This is a genomic window from Flagellimonas meridianipacifica, assembly GCF_003001695.1.
Lineage (GTDB): Bacteria > Bacteroidota > Bacteroidia > Flavobacteriales > Flavobacteriaceae > Flagellimonas > Flagellimonas meridianipacifica.
Genome location: NZ_PVYX01000002.1, coordinates 204,786 through 231,480, shown reverse-complemented (window position 1 = coordinate 231,480; position 26,695 = coordinate 204,786). Strand labels below are relative to the sequence as shown.

Annotated in this window: 17 protein-coding genes; 4 read left to right on the top strand and 13 right to left on the bottom strand. The window is 40.2% G+C overall.

The window, feature by feature from the left end; all coding sequences use genetic code 11:
* Nucleotides 1–56 precede the first annotated feature (56 nt).
* From CLV81_RS10845 to CLV81_RS10810, 8 genes are all read right to left on the bottom strand, one after another.
* Nucleotides 57–899, bottom strand: a complete 843-nt coding sequence (locus tag CLV81_RS10845; protein WP_106145152.1) for an endonuclease/exonuclease/phosphatase family protein — start codon at nt 897–899, stop codon at nt 57–59.
* A complete protein-coding gene (locus tag CLV81_RS10840; RefSeq protein WP_106145151.1) occupies nt 896–2,527 on the bottom strand; it encodes a sulfatase family protein in 1,632 nt (543 codons plus the stop codon). Before CLV81_RS10840 ends, CLV81_RS10845 begins: the two co-directional genes overlap by 4 nt.
* 10 nt (nt 2,528–2,537) lie before the next feature.
* Nucleotides 2,538–3,440 carry an alpha/beta hydrolase gene (locus CLV81_RS10835; RefSeq protein ID WP_106145150.1) on the bottom strand — a complete coding sequence of 301 codons (903 nt, stop codon included), beginning with the start codon at nt 3,438–3,440 and terminating at the stop codon, nt 2,538–2,540.
* Nucleotides 3,441–3,444: 4 nt separating this feature from the next.
* Nucleotides 3,445–5,718: a beta-glucosidase BglX gene (gene bglX / locus CLV81_RS10830; protein WP_106145149.1), complete on the bottom strand. Its 2,274-nt coding sequence runs from the start codon at nt 5,716–5,718 to the stop codon at nt 3,445–3,447.
* A gap of 57 nt (nt 5,719–5,775) precedes the next feature.
* Entirely contained in the window at nt 5,776–7,164 is a 1,389-nt protein-coding gene (locus CLV81_RS10825; RefSeq protein WP_106145148.1) for a glucoamylase family protein, read from the bottom strand.
* A 12-nt stretch (nt 7,165–7,176) separates the two neighbouring features.
* On the bottom strand, nt 7,177–8,631 hold the full coding sequence (locus tag CLV81_RS10820; protein ID WP_245911990.1) for a RagB/SusD family nutrient uptake outer membrane protein: 1,455 nt from the start codon (nt 8,629–8,631) through the stop codon (nt 7,177–7,179).
* Nucleotides 8,631–11,774: a SusC/RagA family TonB-linked outer membrane protein gene (locus CLV81_RS10815; RefSeq protein ID WP_106145147.1), complete on the bottom strand. Its 3,144-nt coding sequence runs from the start codon at nt 11,772–11,774 to the stop codon at nt 8,631–8,633. Before CLV81_RS10815 ends, CLV81_RS10820 begins: the two co-directional genes overlap by 1 nt.
* Before the next feature lie 233 nt (nt 11,775–12,007).
* Complete coding sequence (locus CLV81_RS10810) at nt 12,008–14,767, bottom strand: helix-turn-helix and ligand-binding sensor domain-containing protein (protein WP_106145146.1); 2,760 nt, start codon at nt 14,765–14,767, stop codon at nt 12,008–12,010.
* Nucleotides 14,768–15,196: 429 nt separating this feature from the next.
* Here CLV81_RS10810 and CLV81_RS10805 point away from each other — a divergent pair, with 429 nt between their 5' ends.
* Genes CLV81_RS10805 through CLV81_RS20900 form a run of 3 tightly spaced genes read left to right on the top strand, consistent with a single transcriptional unit; the run spans nt 15,197 to nt 18,505 of the window.
* Nucleotides 15,197–16,882: a family 43 glycosylhydrolase gene (locus CLV81_RS10805; RefSeq protein ID WP_106147473.1), complete on the top strand. Its 1,686-nt coding sequence runs from the start codon at nt 15,197–15,199 to the stop codon at nt 16,880–16,882.
* 31 nt (nt 16,883–16,913) lie between these two features.
* Nucleotides 16,914–18,248, top strand: coding sequence for a sulfatase family protein (locus CLV81_RS10800; protein ID WP_211298005.1), 1,335 nt, complete (start codon nt 16,914–16,916; stop codon nt 18,246–18,248).
* Nucleotides 18,248–18,505, top strand: a complete 258-nt coding sequence (locus CLV81_RS20900) for a sulfatase-like hydrolase/transferase (protein ID WP_211298004.1) — start codon at nt 18,248–18,250, stop codon at nt 18,503–18,505. Before CLV81_RS10800 ends, CLV81_RS20900 begins: the two co-directional genes overlap by 1 nt.
* A 552-nt stretch (nt 18,506–19,057) precedes the next feature.
* Here CLV81_RS20900 and CLV81_RS10790 read toward each other — a convergent pair.
* The 4 genes from CLV81_RS10790 to CLV81_RS10775 are packed head-to-tail and all read right to left on the bottom strand — an operon-like array spanning nt 19,058 to nt 24,013.
* A complete protein-coding gene (locus tag CLV81_RS10790) occupies nt 19,058–20,704 on the bottom strand; it encodes a GH39 family glycosyl hydrolase (protein ID WP_106145144.1) in 1,647 nt (548 codons plus the stop codon).
* A 27-nt stretch (nt 20,705–20,731) separates the two neighbouring features.
* The gene (locus CLV81_RS10785; protein ID WP_106145143.1) at nt 20,732–21,757 is read right to left on the bottom strand and encodes an aldose epimerase family protein; all 1,026 of its coding nucleotides are present in this window, start codon (nt 21,755–21,757) and stop codon (nt 20,732–20,734) included.
* Nucleotides 21,758–21,780: 23 nt separating this feature from the next.
* Entirely contained in the window at nt 21,781–22,602 is an 822-nt protein-coding gene (locus tag CLV81_RS10780) for a glycoside hydrolase family 16 protein (protein WP_106145142.1), read from the bottom strand.
* A complete protein-coding gene (locus tag CLV81_RS10775; RefSeq protein WP_106145141.1) occupies nt 22,589–24,013 on the bottom strand; it encodes a sulfatase in 1,425 nt (474 codons plus the stop codon). Before CLV81_RS10775 ends, CLV81_RS10780 begins: the two co-directional genes overlap by 14 nt.
* A 153-nt stretch (nt 24,014–24,166) precedes the next feature.
* On the opposite strand from CLV81_RS10775, the gene CLV81_RS10770 reads away from it, so the two are divergent.
* On the top strand, nt 24,167–25,615 hold the full coding sequence (locus tag CLV81_RS10770; RefSeq protein WP_106145140.1) for a family 43 glycosylhydrolase: 1,449 nt from the start codon (nt 24,167–24,169) through the stop codon (nt 25,613–25,615).
* 10 nt (nt 25,616–25,625) lie between these two features.
* Here the strand turns inward: CLV81_RS10770 and rhaT are convergent, their stop codons facing one another.
* The gene (rhaT, locus tag CLV81_RS10765; protein WP_245911989.1) at nt 25,626–26,669 is read right to left on the bottom strand and encodes an L-rhamnose/proton symporter RhaT; all 1,044 of its coding nucleotides are present in this window, start codon (nt 26,667–26,669) and stop codon (nt 25,626–25,628) included.
* Nucleotides 26,670–26,695 lie beyond the last annotated feature (26 nt).

Below are 26,695 nucleotides of genomic sequence, written 5' to 3'. Positions count from 1 at the left end.
CGGCCAATGAAAAAGGGCTCCAGGAATTTGTTTTGATTTCAAATTTTTCATGTCACCTATTTAAAATCAAATTCTGCGTGTACTGGAAAATGGTCAGAAGGGTACCGCCCTTTCATGGAATCACAAATAATCTCACTGGTAATTGCTTTAAGTCTGGAATCATCAAAAAAGATATAGTCAATTCTTCGGGTGATGGGCTTATGGGCATCGAATCCGTTAAAAGTTCCTTGAATCCTATTTGCTTTGTGATTTGAAACACTATGTGCATCTTTCATTTCTTTCAAAACCAACCGTATTCCTTCACTATCGGGTTCAAGATTAAAATCGCCCATCAGCAGTATCGGTAACCCATTCGGATTTAGCTGCTTCATTTTTTCCAAGATTAATTGGGCACTTTCCAATCGGGCCGTCTCACCCACATGGTCAAAATGGGTATTGAACACCATAAAACGGTTGCCATTCCTTGAATCTTCAAAAAGTCCATAGGTACAGATACGTTTGATTGCCGCATCCCATCCTTTGGATGGTCTTTCGGGAGTTTCAGATAGCCAAAAAGTATTATTCCCCAATAATTTCACTTGGGTAGTATCAAAAAAGATGGCCGCATGTTCTCCTTTTTCTTTTCCATCATCCCTTCCCGCTCCTACATAGGTATATGATTTTAATTGGTCGTCTAAAAAATCAATTTGATGACGCAATCCCTCCTGGGTTCCAAAAACCGTAGGGTGATATGAATTAAGTTGGGATGCAATCCATCCTTTCCTTGAATCCCACCTATTAAGTCCGTCCGAAGGGTTATCAAACCTAATGTTATAGGTCAGAACGCTGAGTTGCTGGCCGAATGCACAGCAGATGAAACCTACTAACAAAGTCGGTAAAAGAAAGTTTCTTTTTTTCATTTCATTGGTTCACCCCTCAATTTTTCAAAAGTTTCAAAGGCCTTGTCCACTTTTTCTTTGGGAGCTTGTTCAAATTCTTTTTCGGTCACCTTGTAAAGCTTTTGCATCGAATCGAGTCTGGTTTTCATCCTATCAATAATATCGAGGTACGCTTCATCATCCATCTTGTTATCCAATTCTTGTGGATCTTCCTTAAGATCATAGAACTCCCAACTATCGATATCGTCATAAAAGTGCATCAGTTTGTATCGTTTTGTGCTTACTCCATAGTGTTTCTTTACCATATGAAATGCAGGATAATCGTAATAGTGATAGTAGATAATATCCCTAAAATCTTCTTCTTCCATTGTATTGGTCAGGAGTGGTACCAAAGACTCTCCTTGCATTTCTGAACTGTACTCCCTTCCTCCCGCAAAATCCAATAGGGTCTGGGCAAAATCGAGATTCTGAACCATAGCCCCAACCTGTTTGCCTTTTTCAATAACTCCTGGGTACTGTATCAAAAGTGGTGTCCTAAACGATTCCTCGTACATAAAGCGTTTGTCGAACCAGCCTTTTTCTCCTAGGTAAAAGCCTTGGTCTGAGGTGTAAATCACAATGGTGTTTTCATCCAGGCCCGATTCTTCTAAATAATCCAAAATTCTTCCGACACCTTCATCCACAGAGGCAACAGTGGCCAGATAATCTTGAAGGTAACGTTGTCCTTTCCAGATGGCCAGTTCCTTTCCGTCAAGATTTGCTTTGTGAAAGACATCATTCTTTTTCTTATACGCGTCATTCCACTGGGCTCGTTGTTGTTCGGTCATCCGTTCAAAATCAGAAGGCCATGGGTTGTTGGCCAGTTCCAAACTACCTTTAGCCTTCGTCAACTTAAGGTCGTGCCCTTCATACATATCCTTATATATGGTCTGCTGTTGCTCCAGCGCGGCTTGTTGATTCTCATGCTTCGAAAAATAAGTATCCGGAAGGGGAATGCTAATACTATCAAACTTGTTGGCATGTCGAAGTGCGGGCATCCAGTTTCTGTGAGGGGCCTTGTGTTGCACCATCATAAGAAAGGGAGCACTATCGTTCCTTTGTTTTAGCCAGGAAAGTGCCTTATCGGTGATGATATCGTTCGCATAGCCCTCCACCGTAATGGAATCCCCATTGTCTATAAAGTTTGGATTATAATAATTGCCTTGACCCTGTAAAATGTTCCAATGATCAAATCCTTGAGGCCAATCATGAAGGTGCCATTTCCCTACAATTGCCGTTTGATAACCCATGGCTTTAAGATACTTGGGCAAAGTGGGCTGAGACCCATCAAAACGCTCACCATTTTGCCGAAATCCATTAAGGTGACTGTGTTTACCCGTAAGTATTACCGCTCGGCTAGGACCACAAATTGAATTGGTAACATAGGCCCTTTTGAACATTGCACCGTTTTCAGCAATACGGTCAATGTTGGGGGTGGGTGCAATTTTTCCAATCTCGTGACCATAAGCACTAATAGCTTGATAGGCATGATCATCAGACATTATGAAGATAATGTTTGGTTTTTTTCTCTCCGATTCAATCTGCCCTTCCTTCTCTTTACAAGAAAACAAACCAAACAAAACTAAAAGAGTCAATAGCTTAATCTTCATAACAGCTTACCTAATCCAAACGAATTTTTGATTGTGTAAAAACTCCATCAAGGACTACCTCCTTGATAAATTCCGAAATCTCATCCGTGCGTTTATATGCCAAGTTTGCCCAATCATGATTTCCCTTGGGGTCATACATCAGCACATACGAAGTATCCTGTTGACTCAACTTTTTGGCTATGGCCTGGGATCCTCCCAGAATCAAATATCCCTGTGATTCCGGATTGCAGTAGTGATGTGGCGCAGAACCATATGGCACCAATCTATCCATCTTACCGTGGTAAAGCAATGTTGGGATTGCTGTTTCCTTGGTAATGTAACCAGTACCCAATACCGCACCTGCGAACGAAACCACACCTACAATTCTTTCCTTGGGAAAGGCTATGTCTTTAAAATCATAATGATTTTGCATAAAAACAGTATTCAAAACAGCTTCTGCTCCTGCACTGCTGCCAACCAGAATAATCTTTTTTGAATCTAAGCCCAATTCATCCTGCTTTTCACCCAAAAAGTTGACGGCATACGCTACATCTTGAGAGGCCTGTTTAAAGGTCTCTATTTTCTCCGTAGATGGGCAATCGCATCCAAAAGACTTTCCCTTACGCGTTAGGTGGTAACTCATGGAAGCTACCACATAGCCTCTGGAAGTCATATCCATACAAAACTTTTTCTCCAACGGATTGTCTCTTTTACCCGAAGCAAAACCTCCACCATGAACCAAAAGCACCAAAGGTCTTTGTTTAACAGTATCTTTTTTGGGAAGGTAAAGATCAAGTTGTAAAGTATCTTGATAGGTAAATGTCGATGTACTAATATCAGAAAAGAGTGAATCCTTATAACGAACCTGTCCATGACTGGCAGAGAAGAAACATGAAAATATGAATAAGGTTATCCAAGAATAGGCTCTTTCCATGATACTATTTTAACACAAATGAACCCGAAAGTTCGGCATCGGAATTTGGGCCAACATATACCACAAACTCTCCTAGTTCTGCCACAAAATCCAAGTCGCTGTTGTAAAACTTAAGGTCTTCTTCCGTTAAGGTTAAAGTTACTTCTTTTCGCTCACCCTTTTTGAGCTTAACTTTCTTAAATCCTTTGAGTTGACGTTTTGGGGGAGTAATGCTTCGAACCACATCACTGAGATAGAGTTGTATAATTTCTTCACCGTCATAATTACCCGTATTTTTGACTGTCACAGTTACATTTAGAGTTTCTCCAGCACTAATTTCCAGTTTATCCAATTGTAGGTTGGAATACTCAAAGGTGGTATAGCTCAATCCATATCCAAAGGGAAATAACGGAGTGTTGGGCATATCCAAATAATTTGACTTAAACTTTTCATACCCTTCCTTTGGGTTTGGTCTCCCAGTATTCTTTATGCTATGATAAATGGGAATTTGTCCCACGTTTCTAGGCCATGTTGTAGTAAGTTTTCCTGACGGATTATAATTGCCAAAAACAACATCAGCAATGGCATTGCCTGCTTCCACACCAGAATGCCAAACCTGCAAAACAGAGACCGGCATTTCATACTCCTCAGGAATCGTAAGGGGACGGCCGCTCATCAAGACAAGAGTAACCGGCTTACCCGTGGCAACCAAAGCCTGAATCAACTTTTTTTGACTTTCCGAAATAGAAATATCTGTACGACTGGCTGATTCACCACTCATTTCGGAAGCTTCGCCCACAACAGCCACCACTACATCCGAAGAATTTGCAGCATCCACTGCTTCCTTTATCATGGCTTCAGGAGTGCGTTTGTCAATTACAACCCGGGGGCCAAAGACATTCACTTTTTTAGCCAATTCTTTATCATCAGTAATGTTGGCACCTTTTGCATAAGAAATGGTAGCATTGGGAGCTACCTTTTTAAATCCTTCAATAACCGTTACCGCCAAATCTGGATTTCCGGTGGGTGCCCAAGTTCCCAACATGTTATTTCGGCTGTCGGCTAAGGGACCCACCAAAGCAATTTTAGCGTTCTTCTTTATTGGCAAAATACTCTTGTGATTTTTGAGCAAAACAAAGGAGCGTGCTGCCACCTCTCTGGCAAACTGCCGATGTCCTTGCGTAAGAATATCCTTTTTAGGTCTGTTGCTCTCCAAATACCGATATGGGTCGTCGAAAAGTCCCAACTTATATTTCGCTTCCAAAATTCTTCGACAGGCTTGGGTTATTTCTTCTTCCGTTACTCTGCCTTCTTCTACAGATTTCTTCAATGTTGTTAAAAAGCCCTCACCTACCATATCCATGTCCAAACCTGCTTTCAAGGAAAGCGCCGATACATCTTGAAGATTTCCCAAGCCGTGGGGAATCATTTCGTTCAAAGAAGTATAGTCAGAAACCACAAAGCCCTTAAATCCCCAACTATCTCGTAACAAATCGGTTAATAGCCATTTGTTACCCGTTGCCGGTATTCCATCAACATCATTAAAGGAGGTCATTATAGATGCTACCCCGGCATCTATTGCAGCTTTGTATGGAGGTAAGTATTGATTAAACATTTTCACCTTACTCATATCCACGGTATGATAATCACGCCCTGCTTGAGACGCTCCATAGAGCGCAAAATGTTTTACGCAAGATAGCATCGTGTTCGGTTCAGACAGGTTAGTTCCCTGATATCCCTTAACCATTGCACTTGCGATAGCTGACCCCAGATAGGGGTCTTCCCCTGCGCCCTCTGCAATACGACCCCATCTGGGGTCTCTGGCAATGTCAACCATGGGAGAAAAATTCCAATTAATGCCATCAGCGGTTGCCTCTACTGCCGCGATTCGTGCAGATTTTTCAATCAAATCCAAATCCCAGCTGCATGACATCCCCAAAGGAATTGGAAATGTGGTCTTATAACCATGGATAACATCAGAACCGAATAACAGAGGTATTTTTAAGCGGGTGTTGTTAACTGCAAGTTCTTGGGCAACTCTTACTTTATCAGGTCCGGATACACCAAAAAGACCTCCAACCTGGCCAGCTTTTATCTTTGTTTCCACATCTTTGCTGACCACGGAACCCGTGGCTACTGCGCCACCAGGGGTAAGCAGGTTAAGCTGGCCTATTTTTTCATCCAGAGTCATCTTGTCCAAAAGTTCTTGGATCACTGGAATGGTACTTTTTTCTTGCGCGTGCAATTGTATAAAAGCAAAAAGCAGAAAAAAAATAACGTGTTGCTTGTTCAAGTTCATGTAGGTTTTTTTCTTGGGAGGTAATATCAGTTACTATAAAATTTGTCTTTACATCTATTATTGCTCGTAGGTAAAACCCAATTTGGCAAGTCCTCTTAACACATCTTCATTTTTCATAAACCATTTCCACAATAGACCGGTTCTATAATTTTCAATCATAACAGGAATAGGGCCTTGGTCAATTGCCAGATATCTGGGTAGATACCAATCATGTTCAAAACTAAAAGCATCATACGGACCGTACTTGCCAATTAAACTGTCCTGTTCCTCATACATAAACCTTAGAAAAGCAAGACTTTCTTTTGGAGTATACGGCATCGATGACAAAGCGGCGGTTGGGGAAATCACCCCTAAATCCTTATCCGGTCTGTGCCCCGCATAGCCGTCCATGGAATAGCTGGAAGTTAGACCCCAACATTCTGCTGAATACCCTTCATAATCGTTTGGATTTTCAACGCAGTGCCTATGATGAATTTGAGCATGATGGGAATTAAGCTTCCAAAAATCACCGTACGGATCTTTAAGACCTGTGGGATTTAATCCCAAATAGGAATAATGCGCCCAAAATAGAGGTCCCACTGGAGCTGTATCCCTTGGATAGTGGTCCAACTCCGTATCCAAGCCATAGTAAGTTACACTGTTGGATATCTCACCATTCCTTGCCCAGCCAATATCATAGACCTCTTTGGAAATTGGATGTGTTGGCGACGCTGCTGCCAAAACGTACATAATAAGGGTCTCATTATAACCTCTAACCAAGAAGTTCATTTCCCAACCAAAGTTTGGTGACCAATGCCAAAACAAGCCGTTTCCTCCTTGGGTGTACCAATCCCATTTTACTTCCTCATATAACTTTTGAATATTTTCCGCGAGTTGTTTTTCCCTCTCATTGCCTTCTTTAAAATATTCCTTGACAGTGAGCAACCCTTGAATAAGAAATGCTGTCTCCACCAAATCCCCACCATCATCTTTTGGGCTGAACGGTTTGGTTTCTCCAGTAGTACCATAAAGCCAATGAGGCCATGCCCCATGAAAACGATCGGCCTTATTGGCCAAAAAGTCCACTACTTTTTCGTATCGCTTTAGCGCATCATCCCGAGAAACAAAGCCGCGTTCGATTCCAACCAAAATAGCCATTAGGCCAAAACCCGACCCTCCCGTAGTAACTACATCACGGTCATTAGAAGGGTAAATGCCATCCATATGAATTCTTTCCCGAGCCAGACCCGAAACAGGTTCAGCTCCTTCCCAGAAATAGTTAAAAGTTTCTCTTTGGACCAAGTCCATTAGAGCTTCGTCCGAATAATTGGAATAGTCACTGGAAGAATTATCTTCATCCTCCACAGCATTAGTTTCCTTTTCAGAAGTTTTTTGGCCATTGCACCCTGCTACTAAGGATACAACGGCCAGTACTAAAACTAAACTTAACTCAAATAATTTTTTCATGCTGCACAGTTGCTACCATCCCGGGTTTTGTTCCATATCCGGTGTTTGTATCAACTGATCATTGGGAATGGGATACAACTCATGTTTCCCAATCTCAAAAGGCTTACCATGAGCAATCATAACTTCTGCTGCCCTTCCCTGTCGTAAAAGATCGTACCAGCGATCATGTTCCATGGCCAATTCCAATCTTCGTTCTTTCCAAATAGCCAATCTTAAAGCATTTTGGTCGGTGACCGCTACATCGGGGAGACTTACTCTACTTCGTACCCTATTTAATGGTATAAGTGCATCCCCAGACTGTCCCAATTCGTTTAATGCCTCAGCCCTAATCAAAAGAATCTCTGCAAAACGAAGAATACGAATGTTTTTATCTCCGTCGGGTTGGCCTGCATTTAGGCTCGAATACGCCTTTTCATTGTATCTTGGATTTTCAACGCCGGGATTGATCTCACGGCCATCAAACATGGTTTCTCCTGCAAAAATGATTGTGGCATCTCGTCGAATAGCATCACCTTCTGCCTCAAAGGCATTCAATAAATCTTCAGAAGGGGTGTTAAATCCCCAACCAAAACCATCTGGGCCCCTGGCACCTTGAGTGGAAGAGTATTGCTGAATGCCATGTGCAATAATCTCTCCACGACCTTGAAGCTCAAAAATTGATTCGATACCATTCTCTGTAGTCGCTCTCCACACAGTAGCGTAATCTGGTTCCAAATCATACTCTCCTGAGTTGATGACATTATTCGCCATATCGGCAGCTTCTTGCCATTTTTCTTGATATAAGTATACTTTCGATAATAGAGCTTGCGCCGCTCCTAGGGTCGCTCTTCCTAAATCCGGTGCCGCATACTCACTTTTTAAAGGTAAGGCAGCAATGGCCTCGTTTAAGTCCTGCTCGATAAAAGCATAAACCTCGGCAAGCGGAGCTCGATTAAGAATATCTACATCTTGAAGAGGTACATCGCCAAAGGTTCGGACCAACCAAAAATAATTAAGGGCTCGTAAAAACTTACATTCGCCTATCAGCCGTGTTCTTAGACTTTCATCAATAGGTTCGAAAGTCTCGGTAAATTCTATTGCAAGAGAAGCCCTGCCGATGGCTTTATACCATTGTGTCCACATTGCCCTTATGGAAACACTTGATGGGGTATGGGTAAGCCCGTCTAATTGGTCCTTGTCAGCACCTGTATCCGTAGGTGCGCTTCCTTTATCCGAATTGTCCGAAATAATCTCAGTAATTCCCAAATAAGAAAAGGCGTAAGCGAAGTCAGTGTGTCTTCCATAGACTCCGGTCACAAACTGTATAGGTTGAAAATCCTCTCCACTTTCTTCAGCTGTGGGTGTTACCACATCGACCTCTTCTACAAAGTCATCACAACCGAAAAAAGTCGAAACAATTAAAACGGCCAAAATTAAGGTTCTTATTTCTGCAATCATCGTGTTTATTTTTTTTAGTAGTGCTTTCATTAGATTTGTAGGTTTAAACCAAGGATGAAGGTTCGGGTAGTTGGATAGGCATTCAGTTCTATTCCCGTTTGTTCACGTGGATTTCCAAATTCTGGATTTCCGGCAGCATCCGTTCCACTTCGATTCAGCTCAGGAGTAAATCCTGAATAATTAGTGAAAATAAAAGGATTTTGGGCTGTGAAATAAATTCTAGCTCTGTCCAAGAAACCCATTTGGTTGATGGTATATCCCAGAGTTATATTATTGATCCTAAAAAAATCCCCATCTTCCAACCAAAAGGAAGAGGCCAAAGCATCCCGGTCGGCTCCAGGGGATGAATTGGTAGATCCTTCACCTGTCCAACGACTATTGAAGATTTCCTCTGAAATGTTGACACTTTGTAAACGGGTATTTGCCAATCCATTGTAGATTTTATTTCCTCCAACGCCAAAACCGTCTAAACTAAAATCAAAGTTCTTATACTGAGCCCCAATAGTTACACCATAGTTAAAGGTTGGAACGTAGTTATCAAAGAATCTTTTATCCCTATCATCTATTACTCCATCTTCATTCTGATCAACATATCTCAAATGTCCAGGACGGGCATTTCCTACGGAAGGATTGTTGTCAATTTCTTCTTGGTTTTGCCAGACCCCATCTGCCTCAAATAACCACCAAGCAAATAAGGGTTGGCCTTCCTGTAGTCTTTTGGTAATTTGACCATTACCCAAACCTCCACCAACTTCACCATCAAATCCCGGCACTACATTTTCTACCCGGTTCCTATTTGTGGAAAAATTGACACCAACGTTATAACTAAAGTCTTCCCCTACCCTATCTCTCCAATTTACCAAGACTTCTACCCCAGAATTGGAAACTTCTGCCGCCTGTGCCAAGAAGTTGCCTTCTGCGGCTGAGTTTAAAGTGTTCTGAACATTTATTATTGCATTTGTATTGTTTCTATCGTAATACGTAAACGTACCTGATAGTTTGCGATCTAACATGGCGAAATCGAAGCCAACTTCAAATTCCTCCGTTACCTCCCACTGTAGAGGAAAAACCGGACTTCCAAAAGCAGCTCCGAAAATCAAATCTTGAGTGGGCCCGAAAACGTAGTTTTCGTTACCAGATGCAGCGTCAGTCTCTATTTGTTGTACGTTTATTGGAACATTAGCGTTTCCTAATTGTCCCCAGCCACCAAATACTTTAAAAAAGTTTATGAGTTCGTTATCTTTTAAGAAGTTTTCTTCAGTCAACGTCCACCCCAAACTAAAGGCTGGAAAATTATCGAAGAAGTTTTCCCCTGTTACAAAATCACTGGTGCCATCTCGTCTGATTACCGCCCTGACGAAGTATTTTTCCGCAAAATCATATTCAGCCCTAGCAAAATAAGATTGAAGGTTTGTTGATTGATTAAAAATCTGGTCAACGGTATTGGCAAAAAAGGAAGAGGTTTGCCTACCCAAACTACGCAACCTAGGTTCATCAAACACATCAAAACCCTCGGCTATCACAGTTTCCCTACCTCCAAAATTCTCACGGCTCAATCCTACTGTAGCAGACACATTATGCTTATCAAAGGATTTATCGAAGGTCAAGAATGCTTCAATATTCCATCTAAAGAATTCTTCATCCCTAACGTTCAGACGATTGTTTGCAAATTCTGTTGAAATAACACCATCTCCATCCAAATCAGCCCTACCTTCCTCAAATTGTTCAACAGTACGTATGGGGTCGGCGTTTAACCATTCTTGTCGAATAGGTTGAAAATCCGTCCTTTTGAGAAATCCTTGGGTTGCACCAAATCGGGCTGTTGCCGTCAAATAATCAGTTACATCAAATTCTGCAGTAATCTGGCCCTGTAAAGTGGTAGTACTCTGATCTATATCCTCAAAAAACACTTGGGAAACTGGATTCCCCGCACTGTTTAGACGCCCAATAGATTCTCCTTCAGCAGCTTCAAACCCTACAATTCCGGTTGTTTGGTTATAAAAGGATTGTCCAAATCGGCCATTATCATAAAAAACCGGAACTAAAGGAGACTGACGATAGGCGTTGTTGAATGCACCGAAGGGTTTGGGCGCTTCATTGGTATACGTAACGTTCAAGTTCTGAGTAATCCTAAACCGATCATCAAACAACTTAAAAGTATTGTTACTTCTTATGTTACCTCTGCTAAACTTAGCATCCTCCAAAATTCCTTCCTCATCATAAAAATTATAACTCAAAAAATAGTTCACCTTTTCAGAAGCTCCTGAGACAGAAAAATTGTAGTTCTGTACCGTCCCTGTTTGTAATAATTCATCATACCAATCCGTATCATAGCGTTGATTTGGTTGTAACTGTGGTCCTCCAATTGCTGCATTTTCTTCGTTGAAAAATTGGGTATATTGAGACCCATTGGCCATATCAACCCGATTTAGAACAGATCTGAGGCCAAAGAAACTATCAAAGTTAAACGTCAACTTTCCTTCCCTCCCTTTTTTGGTGGTAATCAGAATTACTCCATTTGCTGCTCGTATACCATAAATATTAGCATAGGAGGCACCTTTTAAAAACTCTATTGATTCTATGTCAGCAGGATTGATACTTCGAATATCTTGAAGGGGTTGTCCGTCCACAACATAGAAGGGTTCTCTTCCAGCAAGTGCCGTACCAACACCACGCACAATAACGGTCGGTGTAGCACCTGGGGCATCATTGGCGACAATATTCACCCCTGCCACCTTACCCTGGATGGCTTGTACTGCCGTTAAAGTTGGGAGTTTTACAATCTCCTCGGACTTCACAGAAACTACAGCTCCAGTAATATCTGATCGTTTCTGCTCACCGTAACCTACTACGACTACCTCATCCAATCTTTGAGTGTCCTCTTGAAGAGAAACACTTATTGAGGTCAGATTGTTAACAGGAATTTCTTGCCCTATATAGCCAATATAGCTAAAAGCAAGTGTTGCATCGGTTGGAACATCGTTTAGTACGTAATTACCATCAAAGTCGGTTTGTGTACCAATTGAAGTACCAATGATAACAACAGCGGCACCTGGTAAAGGCTGTCCACCCACCTCAGTAACCGTTCCGGAAACTGTAATTGTTTGCTGTGAGAAAACGGCTACACTACTCAGCAATAGAAAGATTACTAAAAATACACTCTTTTTTTTCATAATTGTTTAGCAAAGGAGTTAGTTTTTTGCTAATTTAACAAAGACCCTATTCGAAATCTATGTAGTGGTCTACATAAAAACTACATCACTCCTTTTTGGAATCAATAAGGGTCGAAAACAAGGCGTTTGCAGTAGTTAAACAAAAAGAGTGCTAATAAATAATTAACATAGTGATGTAATTATGATGTAGTATGGTATTGGTTACGTTCCTTTGAAAAGTATGGTTTTTCAAGCTATGAGAAGGTAATAAGGAAGTTGGAAAGGTTCTTTGTGCTCTCCAATCTTAGTTTCTTACGTAGTCTGTACCGGTGGATTTCCACACCTCGTATCGTAATTCCCATTAAAGGTGCAATTTCCTTCGTGGAAAGATTCATTTTAAGATAAGCGCAAAGTTTGAGATCCTTTGGAGTGAGTTCAGGGTATTCCAACAACAACCGTTCAAAGAAATCCTCGTGCAGTTCCTTAAAACTGATTTCGAACCTCTTCCAATCCTCAGTGTCCTTTACCGAATTGTTTAACTTTCTAATAAAAGAGCGATAACGATGTGAGTTCGGGAATTTATCCTTATTCAGTACCAACATGTTTTTTAGTTCCAAAATCATCTCATTTTTTCTGGCGATGTTCAAAGCGGTGCTGGCCAACTCATTTTGCTTTAACTTCACTTTTTTCGCCAATTCCTCCCTTTCCATCTGAGCGATTCTTTTATCCTGTTCTTTCTGCATCTGCTCTTCAAGCTCTCTTTGTTTTCTCCTCAACTTTGCCCGGTTATATCTCCTCACCAAAATCACGGAAGCAATCAGTAGTACAAAATAAATGGCAATACTTAGGTTCGACAAAAACCATGGCGGAGCAATTTCGAATTCAAAAGCATTTACCTTGGATTCATTATTGTCTATGCCCACAGTTGATATCTCAAATTTGTAATTTCCATAGGTAAGGTTTTGAAAGGAAACAAATCCTTCCTCAACATACCCGCTATGATTTTCAGCACCGGAAAGTATATAATGGTAGCGAGGTTGAATAGATTTTGGAGTTGCAAATTCGATAGTTATGATTCTTGATTTTTTAAATGACAGTGATACTAAATCCTTTTCGCTAGGAACATATGAATTATCCTTGTCCTCAACAGAAGTTAACTCTGGCATAGGTAGCTGATAATCACCCAGCTGTTTTTGCAATTGGGATGTATTTACTTTAGCAAATCCATCACTAAGGGTTATAAAGGAAATTGTATCGTTGGTCTTAATCATTCTTTGGGCGTCCGGAACTAATCGTCTACGTAGAGGTAAATCCGCAATCACCATGCTATCTGTCTTTAAATTTGTTCTAATGACATGCTTATTTCTTTCACCATCCACAAACCAAAAGTGCTCATCTTCAAAACTTAACAATTCTTGATTGTTGAATGGTTCAAACTCCAAGAAAGGAACAATTTCCCCAAGAATAGCATCATATTTGTACCAGCCACCCTGGCTGCAAAACACGATTTGATTTTTGATTTTGTAAATCTTAACATTGTAGCTACTTGGAACACTTTCACCATCAAATACATCAATCTTAACAACTTCGGTGTAATCCTCATTTAAGTGAACCCGATAAAACCCTTTGTAAGGATGTGCTACCCAAACAATACTAGGATTTTCAAAACATAACTGTTTTATAGGAAAACCAATCCCTGCAACCTTGGTTACTTCCCAAGACTGACTCGCTTCTTTGCTGTAGGTAGCAAGTCCCGTGTAAAGTCCTTGCATATAGACATTCTTCTGCTCTGGTATTCTCACAATTTCGTATCCTCCTGCGAAAGGAGATAAGCGTTTGAACTCGTTCTGTTCAATCGCATAAGTTCCAGTATTGTGACCACAGACCAAATCACCATCAATAATTTCCAAATCCCATACATGTCCTTGGGAACCGTTGACAAACTTCAATTCATCAGAATCAAAGTAGAATACCCCAGTGTTACTTCCTAAGTACATTTTTCCTTTATACAATGCAATGTCATACACCATTCCCAAGGCACCAGAATAATCAGTAAAGTAAGTGATGGAATTATTTAGTTTTACTCTGGCCATTCCATAATCAAGTCCCAGCCAAAGTTGATTTTCGTATTGATGCATTGATAATACCGTATTATTGCCCAAACCGGTCTGCTTGTTCAAAATCTGTGAAGTTCCTGTTCCAGAATCGTACAGATAAACTCCATTTTTTATAGTACCAAAAGCTAGTTTGCCATTTGTAAGATTCAGTAATTTATTAAGTTGATGGGATTTGAGTTCTGTATTTAGCGTGTTCTGCCACGTCTTTACTTTATTGCCATCAAAAGTGAAACAGCCATCCAATTTGGATCCTATCAATAGTTTTTCATCCACCTCAACTATATCAGTCAAGGTTTTGTTTCTCAGGAGTTCCTGATTCTCCAAAGGTTCTAAAACGTTGTTTTTCAAAACGAAAAGACCTTTGCTTCCAGTTGCTACAACCAGTCTGCCTTGGTATTCTATAAAATCAGAAACAATATGGGGTGGGTTAATTACTCTTATTTGATTCTTTTCGTAGACATAAATTGAAGAAAAAGAACGAAAAAAAATGGCCTCTCCCACAGGGAGAATTTCCCAAAACTCTTCACTTGTGAAGGTATGGTTCTTTATAAGATGGGTTAATGAATGGTACTCAAATATGTCTTCTTCGTTTTTTTGCCAGTATCCAAACTCTTCATAGGAACCCGTATATACTCTCTCTCCCAGTGAGAGGATAGAACGAATTATCGTGTTGTTGGGCAACTTGTACAGGTTCCATTCCTCACCATTAAAATGAAGCATCCCCTTGTTGTTCGCAACAAACAACTCCCCGTCTTTATTGGTTGTTAAATCCCAATTTTTACCAGCACCGTTATAATCCAACAATGAATAGTTATAAACCGGAGGCAATAGATTTTGTGCTGAAACCAATACTTGGAACAGGACAAATAGGATAGTTGTTTTAATACACTTGGTCATCTAAACAAATATTGCTTAAGTACTAGAAAACCTTAAGTTAGCCTTAAATCAATATACAAAACTAGGTATTGAAAAACTGAAAAGACACTTCATGTACACTAACAAAGTAGGTTTTTCTACATCAATACTACATCAATTTGGTAAATCATAACAAAGCCTTCAAAAAAAGCACAGTGCAGCCTTTTAGTTTCAATGCTTTTTGAGTGATGTATTTAATATGTATTTGCCCCCCTTTTTTGCTTATCCATATTTTCTATCTTGAAAATCAACCTAGGCCATAAAATTTTCGATTTGATAAAAAGTCCTTCAATAGTTTCCACGGTCGTTTGTGTTTTTTTATTGACGATTTTTAACGCATTTTCCCAAAGTGGACATTCAACAAAAAAATACCTTACGTACTGCAACCCAATAGATATTGATTACTCGTACATGTCCCACTACAGGGCCAAAAACAATGTTTCCTATCGTTCCGGTGCCGACCCAGCAGTTGTAAACTTCAAAGGCAAATATTATATGTTCGTAACGCGTTCACATGGTTATTGGAGCTCGGACGATATGAGTAATTGGACTTTTATTAGACCGCAAAGCTGGTACTTCAATGGTAGCAACGCCCCAGCTGCGGCCATAAAAGATGATAAAATCATACTATTGGGAGACCCTTCAGGGCGGGGCGCGGTAATCGAAACCGAAAACCCTGAACTGGGAGATTGGAAAACAAATTTTGCAGTAATTAATATGCCTGGAGGTGTTCAGGATCCAAATCTTTTTGTAGATGATGATGGCAAAGTTTACCTGTATGAAGAGTCATCCAACAAGTGGCCGATAAGGGGTGTGGAATTGGATGCCAAAAACTTTTTTATCCCCAAAGGAGAACAAATAGACCTTTTTAATCTTCAACCTGAAAAGCATGGGTGGGAACGTTTTGGCCAAGATCACCGCTCAAACTTAAAACCTTTTATTGAAGGCCCCTGGATGATAAAACACAACGATACCTATTATTTAGAGTATGGTGCTCCTGGTACCCAATGGAACGTATACGCAGATGGAGTTTATACTAGCAAAAGCCCCCTAGGCCCCTTTGAATATGCTCCTTATAATCCCATTTCATATAAACCAGGCGGTTTTCTTAAGGGCTCAGGACATGGAAGTACTGTAAAAGATAATTATGGAAACTATTGGCATTTCGCCACCATGGCCATTTCAGTTAACTATAAATTCGAACGCAGATTGGGTATGTATCCTGCTGGTTTTGAGCCCGACGATGGTCAAATGTATGTAAATACGGCTTATGGGGATTACCCTCATTATTTACCCGAAACCAAGGTGAACCATCATAAAAATCGTTTTACCGGATGGATGCTATTGTCTTACAACAAACCCGTAAAAACCAATTCCCCATTGGTGGAAGGCTTCCCTAATATAGTAGACGAAAGTGAAAAAGGCTACATGCAAGAGCAGATTACCGATTTTGGAATCAACCGAATCAATGATGAGGAGATTCGTTCATACTGGGTTTCCCAAACGAATAACGATTCCATCTATGTAGAAATTGATTTGGAAAACTCCAGTAAGGTTAGGGCCATTCAAATCAACTTTCAGGATTATAAGAGTACTATTTTTGGTCGCCCCGATACGCTACGGCAACAGTTTAGGATTAAATCCTCCCTTGACGGAAAAAGCTGGAAAACCATTGTAGATTACTCAAAAAATCAGCGTGATATGCCCCATGCATACATAGAGTTAGAAAGTCCTGAAACCGCAAGATACATCAAATACGAACATGTGTTCTGTACAAACAAGTATCTCGCTATCTCAGAATTGAGGGTTTTTGGCGAGGGCAGTGGAAGGCCACCACGAAGTCCGAAAAACTTTACGGTTGCCCGACAAGAAGATAGAAGAAATGCCAATCTCAGCTGGAACCCTGTGAAAAGCGCAACGGGATATGTCATCTATTGGGGCATCTATCCAGAAAAACTCAACCTTTCAGCCCAAATATACGATTCCCCTAACTATGAGTTACGTGCATTAAACGCAGAACAGAAGTATTACTTTCAAATTGAAGCTTTCAACGAAAATGGTATATCCGAACGGAGTAAGATACTCTCAACAGAGTAAAGTTCTCAAATCTACAATAATCATTCTTTGCATGCTATTAACTATTTATGTAGAAGCACAAAGAAAAAAATCATTTCCCAATATAGTCTTCATTTTAGCAGACGATTTGGGTTACGGTGATTTGGGTTGTTTTGGGGCCGTCGCCATAAAAACACCCAATATTGACCGTCTGGCCCAAGAAGGAATCAAGTTTACCAATTTCTATTCTGCTTCTTCCATTTGCAGTCCTTCAAGGGCGGCATTATTGACAGGAAGATATCCGCAAAGAATGGGCATAAACAATGTATTCTTTCCCGATAGTTTTACGGGCATGCCTCAAAGTGAGATTACTATTGCAGAATTATTAAAAGAAAAGAATTATAAAACTGGAATCATTGGCAAATGGCACTTGGGTCATCGAGAAAGATTTTTGCCACTACAACAGGGGTTCGACCATTACTTTGGGATTCCGTATAGCAATGACATGTCCAGCGTTGTTTATATCAAGAACAATGAGGTGGTCGATTATCATGTAAATCAAAGGGAACTGACCAAGACATACGCCAAACAAGCGCAGGATTTTATAGAGAAAAACAAGAACAGTCCATTCTTTTTATATATCTCGCACAATATGCCTCATGTCCCCCTCTATGCGTCCAAAGATTTTAGAAACATATCACAAAAAGGGTTGTACGGAGATGTTATTGAAGAGTTGGATTGGAGTGTGGGTATTATCTTGACCAAATTAGAATCATTGGGACTTCTTGAAAACACCTTAGTTATCTTTTCAAGTGACAATGGACCCTGGCTAGTAATGGAAGAACAAGGTGGAAGCGCTGGGATACTCAGGGAAGGAAAGCAGTTTACTTTTGATGGGGGAATGCGTGTTCCAACTATGGCTATGTGGAAGAAAAGGATAAAACCAGGAACTATTTATGACGGTTTGGCCACTCAAATGGATTGGTTTCCCACCTTTGCCCATCTTTTGGACATTCCCCTTCCTGGTAATAGGCTTATTGATGGTTCGGATATTTCCAAGGTTCTGTTTCAAAACGGAAAACGTGAAGGGGATACATTTTTGTTTTTTGAAGGAAGTCAACTCCAAGGATTTCGTCAAGGTAAATGGAAAATTAAAAAGCCGTATATGGGGACAAAAGGTAGTCCCTGGCAAAAAGCAGTTGCTGCTCACGATACGCTGTTATTCGATTTGACTAAAGACCCCGGAGAAACCTTAAATCTCTATCCAGAAAAAAAGTATTTAGCGCTGGAGCTGTTTTCAAAAATGGAACAAGAATATAAAAAACTAGGGCCCTTACCTGAATCTTTAATAGTCACAAGTGGAAAGGACAACAGTCATTTTGAATATCTAAAGGACAATGAAAACTAATGCATTCAAAAAGTAGCTTTGGCATCCTGTTGTGCCTCATCTCATGTTTGTTCGCATACACATTTATTGTAGCACAAACCAACAAGCCCAATGTTATCATTATTAATGCAGATGATTTAGGCTATGGAGACATTGGCATCCAAGGTGCGACAAAGGTAAGGACCTCGGCAATGGACCTTCTGGCTTCAGAAGGTAGACGATTTACTGATTTTCATGCTGCATCCGCTGTTTGTTCCCATCAAGCTACGCCTTGTTGACCGGACAATATCCAGCTAAACAGAATTTTTGGAGCCCAATTTTTTTGAAGACCCCGTTGCAGGTAGATATCAATCGTATGACCCTGGGCAGTCTTAAGAAAGAAGCAGACTACAAAACAGCGGTAATCGGCAAATGGGATTTGGGATTTGGTAACTAACGACCTATAGATTGGAACAAACCTTTAAAACCTGGCCCTTTGGAACTAGGTTTTGACTACTATTAGAGAGTTTCTTTAGTCGAGATGACCGGCTTCGGAAATAAAATTCAATCCTTTGAATAACAGTGTTTTAGATTTCTTATTGGAGTCTCCCATAGAACTTCAATTAACGAAACCATTAAAAAAGACCGAGATTGGGACAGAATAAATAAAAGAATAGTTCCAACAAATCTGTTCCGTAAAACAGCAGTTTCACAGGATAGTTCTTGGAATTAATGTTTATGAATTATAAATATTGACTTGATGGGGTAAAACTATATTTTCAGATACTGAATCAGCTATCTTTTAAGTGAATTAAGACATTTTTTCTTCTTTGAAAGCCTTAAACGCTCAATTACTTTGGATCAAGTAGAATAAATTGCACCGAAGGAGATTCCACTTTCAGCTCAAAAACAAACTCACCTTCCGCTTGCCCATTTTTAAAAGATTGATTGGGTAATCCTAAGGGTTTACTTGAAGCTAACAGTTTTTCGTATTGTTGTGCATTGGGATATGGCGGTTTGCCCAAATCAACCCAGGTTCCATAAGGATTGGTGCTTTTTGAATCAATCTTGTAGGTTATGACTGAAAGTTCCTCAAAAGATAGCCCTTTGATTCTTAGCGCCAAATCCAACATCTCGGAATCCATAAGTGCTTCTTGTTCTTTGGTGATTTCCGGCATATCGGTTCTAGCATCATGGGTGTTGGGGTCAAAAGAGGTCTTATTATATATCATGATCATCACAGAACCATTTTTATGTTGTGTAGCGAAAACTCCAAAGTGTTTCTGATACTGCTCTGGAATTTGCACGTCAACGTAACGGTTGCCGAGTAAGCCAACCAATTCCATAACTGAAAACACAGGTTTGGGTACCAACTTAAATTGTGAACTATCACTTTCATGTTCAAACAGCATATGTGATGTTCGAGCGTGCCATCCTCCCAAGAAGGCATAGTCATTGCTATGAATTTGATAGTTGACCTTTGCAGAATCAATGAGTATTTTTTGATGAATATCTATATTTTGACAAACAAAGGCCGCATACCAAGCACCACGACGCCACCAAAAATCCCGCGACCACCCAGCTAAAGGGTCAGTCTCATCATTTACAAAAGGAATGTCAGCATACTTTGGATGGCGTTTCTTGATATAATCCATGGTGACCAACTCCCTTTCTAACATATCAAAAGGATCATCTTTAATGTGCACTGAAATAAAATCAATCCGAACTCCTTTTTCCCCAGTAAATAAATTAGTCCCTGTATCACAATGCTTTAGCAAAGCCTTAAAAACAGGTACCGTATCATTTGCTGTTCCCGGTCCTCCAAACCTCAATAGGCTATCCGCTGCTTTCAACCCCTCCGAGGAAGCATCATAATAGTTAAGGAATGTGGGGATGTCATACTTCCAGAAGAATTTCAAGTCAGGTTCATTAGTGGTTTCAAAATACCAGGAACGTACTATCTCCTTGCCATATCTCGATTCCAGATGAACACCCAAATCATGAACAAATCGTTTCCATAGAAAGATTTGATTCATATCCTCCAAATTGTCAAAAACAAAGGATATCTCAGAATCCTCTTCTTGTTCGTTGGTATAGTAAGGAGAACCCATCAATTCAAATATCAACTTTAAATCATTGGCTACGATTTCATCTAGAACCGCATCCAGCTTGGACCAATTATATTGTGGAATCTCAGAATCCACATGGGTCACGGAAACGAGATTCAGTAAATAATGGGGCCTGATATATGTGATCCCTTTACGCGGAAGATTCCCAAAATCCTTCAGGACCGCACGCATACGTGGATTTTCTACAATTTCTGCTGGAGAGAAACCTGTTGAATTCCAAAAAACCTTTACTTCTTTGGAGGGCTTATTGAAGTCGACCAATAGCTCTAAATCTTGTTCATTTACCTGCTTGCAAGTGGTTAAGCCTAGGATGAGTACAAAAAGGAACATTACAAGTGACCAAAAAAGGTAATTTCGATTTCTAAGCATTTTTAATCGTTTGTGTTTAATACCGAATCAGTAATGATTAATAAGTGTTTTGAAATCCATTACCACCTCATTCGTGTAGATTTCCCCTGGCCTTAAAACACAATTTGGAAAATGAGGGTGGTTCGGGGCATCTGGGAAATTTTGTGTCTCAAAACAAATGGCAGGGAATACACTATAAGTTGCATCATTTTTAAATTCCATATTCGGGAATTCAATGGGCGTATAAACAACAACAGCCGGTTGTTTTGAAAATACCTTCATGCATATTCCACTCTTCTCAGAATACAGTCCAGCCGAAAAGGGTTTATGATTCAGCACATAAACGTCATCAAGTCCCGACGAAGGTATCTTTTTGATTTTTCCCTTTTCCACAAAATCATAATATGTTTGCGAACAATTCAATATTTTCCCAGTAGGAACCTTTCTTTCGTCCAACTCTAGTATTTTGTTACTATTAATCTGTAGGTAGTGTTCAGAAACACTGCCTTCCCCATTAAGATTATAATAAGTATGATTTGTTAAATTGAGTACTGTGGTCCGGTCAGTTATAGCAGTATGTACAATTCGCAGCGCGTTTGATTCCAAAAGTTCGTATTCCACCGTAATTTTCACGTTCCCGGGATAACCACCTTCCATATGCTTGCTCAATAAACTGAATTTCACACTGTTGCTACGACTGTTTTTAGTAGAAATCACCTCCCAAAGTTTTTTATCGAATCCTGCCCTGCCACCATGTAGATGCGCTCCATTTTCATGGTCCAAATTGTACTTCTTACCTTCCAACTCAAAGTATCCTTTGGATATACGACCTGCATATCTGCCTACCGTACATCCCAGATATAAATTGTATTCTTGATATTTGGGAGATGCATAATCCTCTGCACTATCCAGTCCCACTACTACATTGACCAAATGATTATTACAATCCGGTACTTTTAACGATATTAAGGTGGCACCATAGCTGCATACTTCCATTTTCATTCCTTTGGAATTTGTCAATTCGATTACCTCCATAATCATCGGTCTATTTTCCTTGGCAACATTGGCATTCATTATTCCGCGATAAGACTATAAGTTCAATGATTAGATTGATAAACCCTTACATAATCGACTTCCAGAGTTTGTGGTAAGAGCTCATCCTCAATATCAAAACCTGGCCAATTACCCCCAACCGCAAGGTTGATTATCAAATAAAAAGGTTGGTCGTAAGGCCAATTTTCTTCTGTCTTTTCCAATGGTTGATAGCTAAAAGAAAGCGTATCATCCACATAAAAATCAATCTTTTCCGCATCCCAATACATGGTATAGCGGTGAAAGGCATCTGAAGCACTTGCCACTTCCAAGCTGCCGTGATATTCATGGGCTCCATGAGCCATTTTGTTATGAACGGTCGCATATACGGTATTCTGTGTCTTCCCCACGTGCTCCATGATATCCAGTTCTCCACATCTTGGCCAGCCCACCTTTTCAATATTGTTTCCCAACATCCATAATGCAGGCCATAAACCGTTTCCCTTGGGCAATTTAGCACGGAACTCTATTTTCCCATATTGGAACCATTGCTTTCCATAGGAATTTATTCGCCCAGAGAGGTACTCCTCTCCTGACTTTTTTGCGGTTATCACTAAGCTTCCATCCTTAACGGCTATGGTTCCTTCCTTTACATAGGTTTGTAATTCATTGTTTACCCAACCGGGTTTTGCCTCACGGATATTCCAGTTTGTAGTGTCCAAGACACTACCGTTAAATTCGTCTGACCAAATAAGGTTCCAAGAAGTAGATACACTGTCTCTCTTGGAAATGGTGTCGGGAATACTTTGACTGCTACAATGTAATCCATAAGAGCAAAGCGCCAGCAAAACTATTATTCTGGAGGTTTCGGTGTTATTCTTCCACATAATCTGGATTTGGTTCAGGGAACTTTGCTCCAAGTTCGTGTAGCATTTGTTTCATATTTGCCTTTAGTTCCTTCAATTTTTTCGGCTGGTTTTCCCCTAAGTTGATTGATTCCGAAGTATCCTCCCTCAAATTGAATAGTTCATAACTATTATCCTCGTAGTGGTGAATTAATTTCCAATCACCCTCTCTGTAGGCAGTAGAAGGTTTTCCATGTTGCGGACTGTAATGGGGTAAATGCCAAAGTAAACCACGGTTTTGCAACGTATCGCCCTTAAACAAAGGAACCAGACTTATCCCATCTGAAGTAGTATTCTCCAAACGGCAAATTGCCATAAAGGTGTTGAACAAATCTTGGGCCACTACAGGAGTTGTTTCTTCCCTTTCACCATCAATGAAAGCTGGCCAGCGAACGAGTAAAGGTTCACGAATCCCCCCTTCATAGACATATCCCTTTCCCTCACGAAGTGGACCATTATCCGTAGGGGGTGTATGTTTGGCAAAAGCAGGTACCTCTTCCACCGACAATCCTCCATTATCTGAAGTAAAAACGACAATAGTATTTTCATCAATGTCCAATTCTTTCAATTTGCTCAAAACCCTTCCCACATTTATATCGATGCTCTCGACCATAGCAGCATAGTGTATGTTTGGGAGTTCAGTTCCATAATCACCTTCACGCTTTTTTCGGTACTTTTCCACCAAACTGTCCTTAGCTTCAATAGGAACATGCGGCGAATAATAATTCAAACTCATGAAAAAGAGACCATCCTTTTTTTCAGTGATGTAATCAAGTGCTTTATCAGTTAACACATCAGTGAGGTAATCCCCTTCCGTAGACGTATCTTGAATTTCAGGCTTTTCTCCAGGTGAAAAGAACGGATAAAAGAAACTTTGGGGCAGTCCGTTCCAAGCACCTGCTATATTCAAATCGAACCCCTGCTTCTCCGGCTTAAACGCTCCACCACCCAAATGCCATTTACCAATGAAAGCGGTACTATAATTCTTCTCCTTTAAAGCTTCGGCTATGGTGATAAAAGTAGTATCCAACTGTTGGGCAATGGGAGGTGTTTTTAGTTTTTGACTGGGTCCAGGAGGATGATTACCATGGATATGTTCTGTAATATTAACAGTGACTGGATGCAATCCTGTAATTAGACTGGCCCTAGAAGGACTACAAAGTGGGGCCGCTGCATAAGCGTCCGTAAATAGAATACCTTCGAATGCCAACCTGTCTAGATTAGGAGTCTCTATAAAATCATTACCATAACAACCGAGGTCATACCAACCCAAATCATCAGCGACAATCATAATAATATTTGGATTCTCGGGCATTCTTCTTTCACCACAAGAGATTAGAAAACATAAAACTATTACTGCTTTTAAATAATTCGAACCAGAACGGACTAGCATTTGGATATGGATTGGATTGAATCTTCAGTAGTTAAATGTAGTGAAGCGCATATGAAGTTGCATCATGTACTCTCCTGCATAATGATACACAGTATGCCACAGGATACTTATAAAAGAATAAAACCAGATTTTTAAGCTCTAAACTCTTGCGCTATGAAAGCTTTATCAAGAAATGTCTTTTTAGCATTTCTATGTTTCTATCCTTTGTTTCTAATTGGGCAAAAAATTACAGTGGACAACGCTCTACCCAGGTTGGATGAAAAAAATCAGATTGTTGATGCCCATGACGGAAGGGTTATTCAATTTGGTGATACTTTTTATTGGTATGGCACAGCATATGAAAACACAAATGGATTTACGCCACAAAACCACTATAGATGTTACAGTTCAAAAGATTTGATGAACTGGAAATATGAAGGAAAACTATTGGAGGACCAGCCTGAAGGGGTATACTACAGACCCCATGTGATTTACAATAGAAGCACCAAGAAATATCTATTATGGTATAATTGGTATCCCAAGCTTTGGGAAGGACAATTTGGTGTAGCCATCAGTGATACTCCCCAGGGCCCTTTTAAAATTGTGAATGAAAATGTGCAGATGCACAATTCAGAAATTGGTTTGGGAGATTTTGGTCTTTTTGTTGATGATGATGAAACAGGATATATAAGCTATAACACCATAAAGAACCACCAGGTGTCCGTTGAAAAATTGAGTGATGACTACTTGTCATCTACTTTCGAAAATGGCGGCACTATCTCCAAGCACATGGAAGCTGGGACCATGTTCAAAAAGGATGGCTATTATTATTTGCTCACGGACTATACCTGCTGTTTTTGTAATTATGGTTCCGGAGCGAGGGTCTATATATCCAAAAATCCTCTAAAAGGCTACACCTTAACCACGAACATAAATCGTAATCCAGGAAGGTATACCAATTTGTTAAACGATGGGCTAACTCGGGGTACCCTTTATGAAACCTTAATCAAAAACGAGGATAATGCTGATGCCATTGAAGTCAATTTTGATAAAAAGCAAAACATTGACAAGGTAACCTTACATATCTTTACAGGAAACCGTCCCGAGAACTGTGGCGATGTCAGCAATCCTAGAGTACATCCTGAAATTAAAACCTCTGAATTCAATGTCTTTGTCTGGGCATATGACCAATGGGAAAAAATCGATATTGAAAATCAAAATGTATCAAAATCTGCGCTCAAGGAAAGAATTCAACTTGAATTCAAACCAAGGCTTTCCAATCGCTTTAAGATTATTCCTGCGGAAAGTGAGATGAACATGTATGTGAATGAGGTCGAATTATTTCATGGAGAAGTCCCTAAAAACTCCGAAGGGCATTTTTTTATTACCGGACCTAAAATCCCTCAGAAACCCATAATTCCTGCGCAACAATCTTATGTGATGAAACTGGATACTGCTGAAGGTGAGAAATTCATTTGGATGGGAGATTTATGGGGTTCAGCTTCTGACAATATTAAAGGGCATGACTATCAGTATTGGAGCGCCCCTTTGCAATTCAACACAGATGGAACCATAAAATCCATGCAATGGACGGATTCTTGGTTTGTTGAATTAAAAAAATAGTAGTTTGCTATTATATTTGAGCAAGTTGATTTCCAATTCCAATGAGGATTGTGGAAGCAATCAAAATGGCCAGGCCAAAGGTCAATACCAGAATTGCTTTTTTGCTTACGCCCTTCCACTCTTTCGTGATTAAACCCCACATTGTACTAAAGATGATAATAAAGGCCATGTGCAATGTCCAACTGGCAAAATCATGCTCACTCATTTGCGTGGTTCCCATACCGTAAAACATGAATTGACAATACCAGGTGCTGCCGGCAATGGCAGCAAAAAGGTAGTTTATTTTTAGAGGTGTTGTCTTGTCACTATAATCTTTATAGCTCTTCTTTTTAATATTCAAATAGCCACACCAAATCAAATTGGAAGTAAGCCCTCCTGCAAGGATAACAATAAAAATAGGGCCATTTTGCCATAAGACTGGAGCATTATTCTGAACCGCCAATTCAGAAATTGGGCTTCCTGCTGCAATCCCGAAAGCAAAGCACGCACTCATAATACCCGCAAAAATGGCCACGACAATTCCCTTTTTGAGGTTGAATTCTTTGACACCCTTTTGTTTTTCTTCAGCAGAAAGCTCTCTGTCCTTAAGAATACCGGCCCTTCCGCAAATAACAATCCCGATAAGGCATATTCCAATTCCCATTAACACTACTTGGCCTGAAGTGGTTTGTAAAAGTGAATTGAATTTTCCTTCGTAAATGGGAGGTATTAAGGTTCCAAAAGCTGCTGTAAGTCCCAAAGCCAGTGCCATCCCCAGAGACATTCCCAAATAGCGCATGGTCATTCCGAAGGTTAACCCCCCTATTCCCCAAAGTACTCCAAAGAAATAGGTCCAAAAGAGCGTGGAAAATTCAGTTTTGGATAAAATAGTTACGGTTTCCGGTACGGTAAGCAAGGAAACCAGCCATGGAACGATTAACCAGGCAAAGAAACCGTTAACCAGCCAACCGCTTTCCCAAGACCACTTTTCAATCTTTTTAATAGGAAGGTAGAAAGAGCCCGCGGCAAAACCACCAATCGCATGAAAAACTATTCCTAATACTGAATTAATCATGAAATGTATTATATGAGGCTATTGGT

Bases quoted from the DNA above. Each gene is read 5' to 3' on its own strand.
- CLV81_RS10845 (WP_106145152.1), bottom strand. From the start codon at position 899: ATGAAAAAAAGAAACTTTCTTTTACCGACTTTGTTAGTAGGTTTCATC.
- CLV81_RS10840 (WP_106145151.1), bottom strand. From the start codon at position 2,527: ATGAAGATTAAGCTATTGACTCTTTTAGTTTTGTTTGGTTTGTTTTCT.
- CLV81_RS10835 (WP_106145150.1), bottom strand. From the start codon at position 3,440: ATGGAAAGAGCCTATTCTTGGATAACCTTATTCATATTTTCATGTTTC.
- bglX (WP_106145149.1), bottom strand. From the start codon at position 5,718: ATGAACTTGAACAAGCAACACGTTATTTTTTTTCTGCTTTTTGCTTTT.
- CLV81_RS10825 (WP_106145148.1), bottom strand. From the start codon at position 7,164: ATGAAAAAATTATTTGAGTTAAGTTTAGTTTTAGTACTGGCCGTTGTA.
- CLV81_RS10820 (WP_245911990.1), bottom strand. From the start codon at position 8,631: ATGAAAGCACTACTAAAAAAAATAAACACGATGATTGCAGAAATAAGA.
- CLV81_RS10815 (WP_106145147.1), bottom strand. From the start codon at position 11,774: ATGAAAAAAAAGAGTGTATTTTTAGTAATCTTTCTATTGCTGAGTAGT.
- CLV81_RS10810 (WP_106145146.1), bottom strand. From the start codon at position 14,767: ATGACCAAGTGTATTAAAACAACTATCCTATTTGTCCTGTTCCAAGTA.
- CLV81_RS10805 (WP_106147473.1), top strand. From the start codon at position 15,197: ATGTCCCACTACAGGGCCAAAAACAATGTTTCCTATCGTTCCGGTGCC.
- CLV81_RS10800 (WP_211298005.1), top strand. From the start codon at position 16,914: ATGCTATTAACTATTTATGTAGAAGCACAAAGAAAAAAATCATTTCCC.
- CLV81_RS20900 (WP_211298004.1), top strand. From the start codon at position 18,248: ATGCATTCAAAAAGTAGCTTTGGCATCCTGTTGTGCCTCATCTCATGT.
- CLV81_RS10790 (WP_106145144.1), bottom strand. From the start codon at position 20,704: ATGCTTAGAAATCGAAATTACCTTTTTTGGTCACTTGTAATGTTCCTT.
- CLV81_RS10785 (WP_106145143.1), bottom strand. From the start codon at position 21,757: ATGAATGCCAATGTTGCCAAGGAAAATAGACCGATGATTATGGAGGTA.
- CLV81_RS10780 (WP_106145142.1), bottom strand. From the start codon at position 22,602: ATGTGGAAGAATAACACCGAAACCTCCAGAATAATAGTTTTGCTGGCG.
- CLV81_RS10775 (WP_106145141.1), bottom strand. From the start codon at position 24,013: ATGCTAGTCCGTTCTGGTTCGAATTATTTAAAAGCAGTAATAGTTTTA.
- CLV81_RS10770 (WP_106145140.1), top strand. From the start codon at position 24,167: ATGAAAGCTTTATCAAGAAATGTCTTTTTAGCATTTCTATGTTTCTAT.
- rhaT (WP_245911989.1), bottom strand. From the start codon at position 26,669: ATGATTAATTCAGTATTAGGAATAGTTTTTCATGCGATTGGTGGTTTT.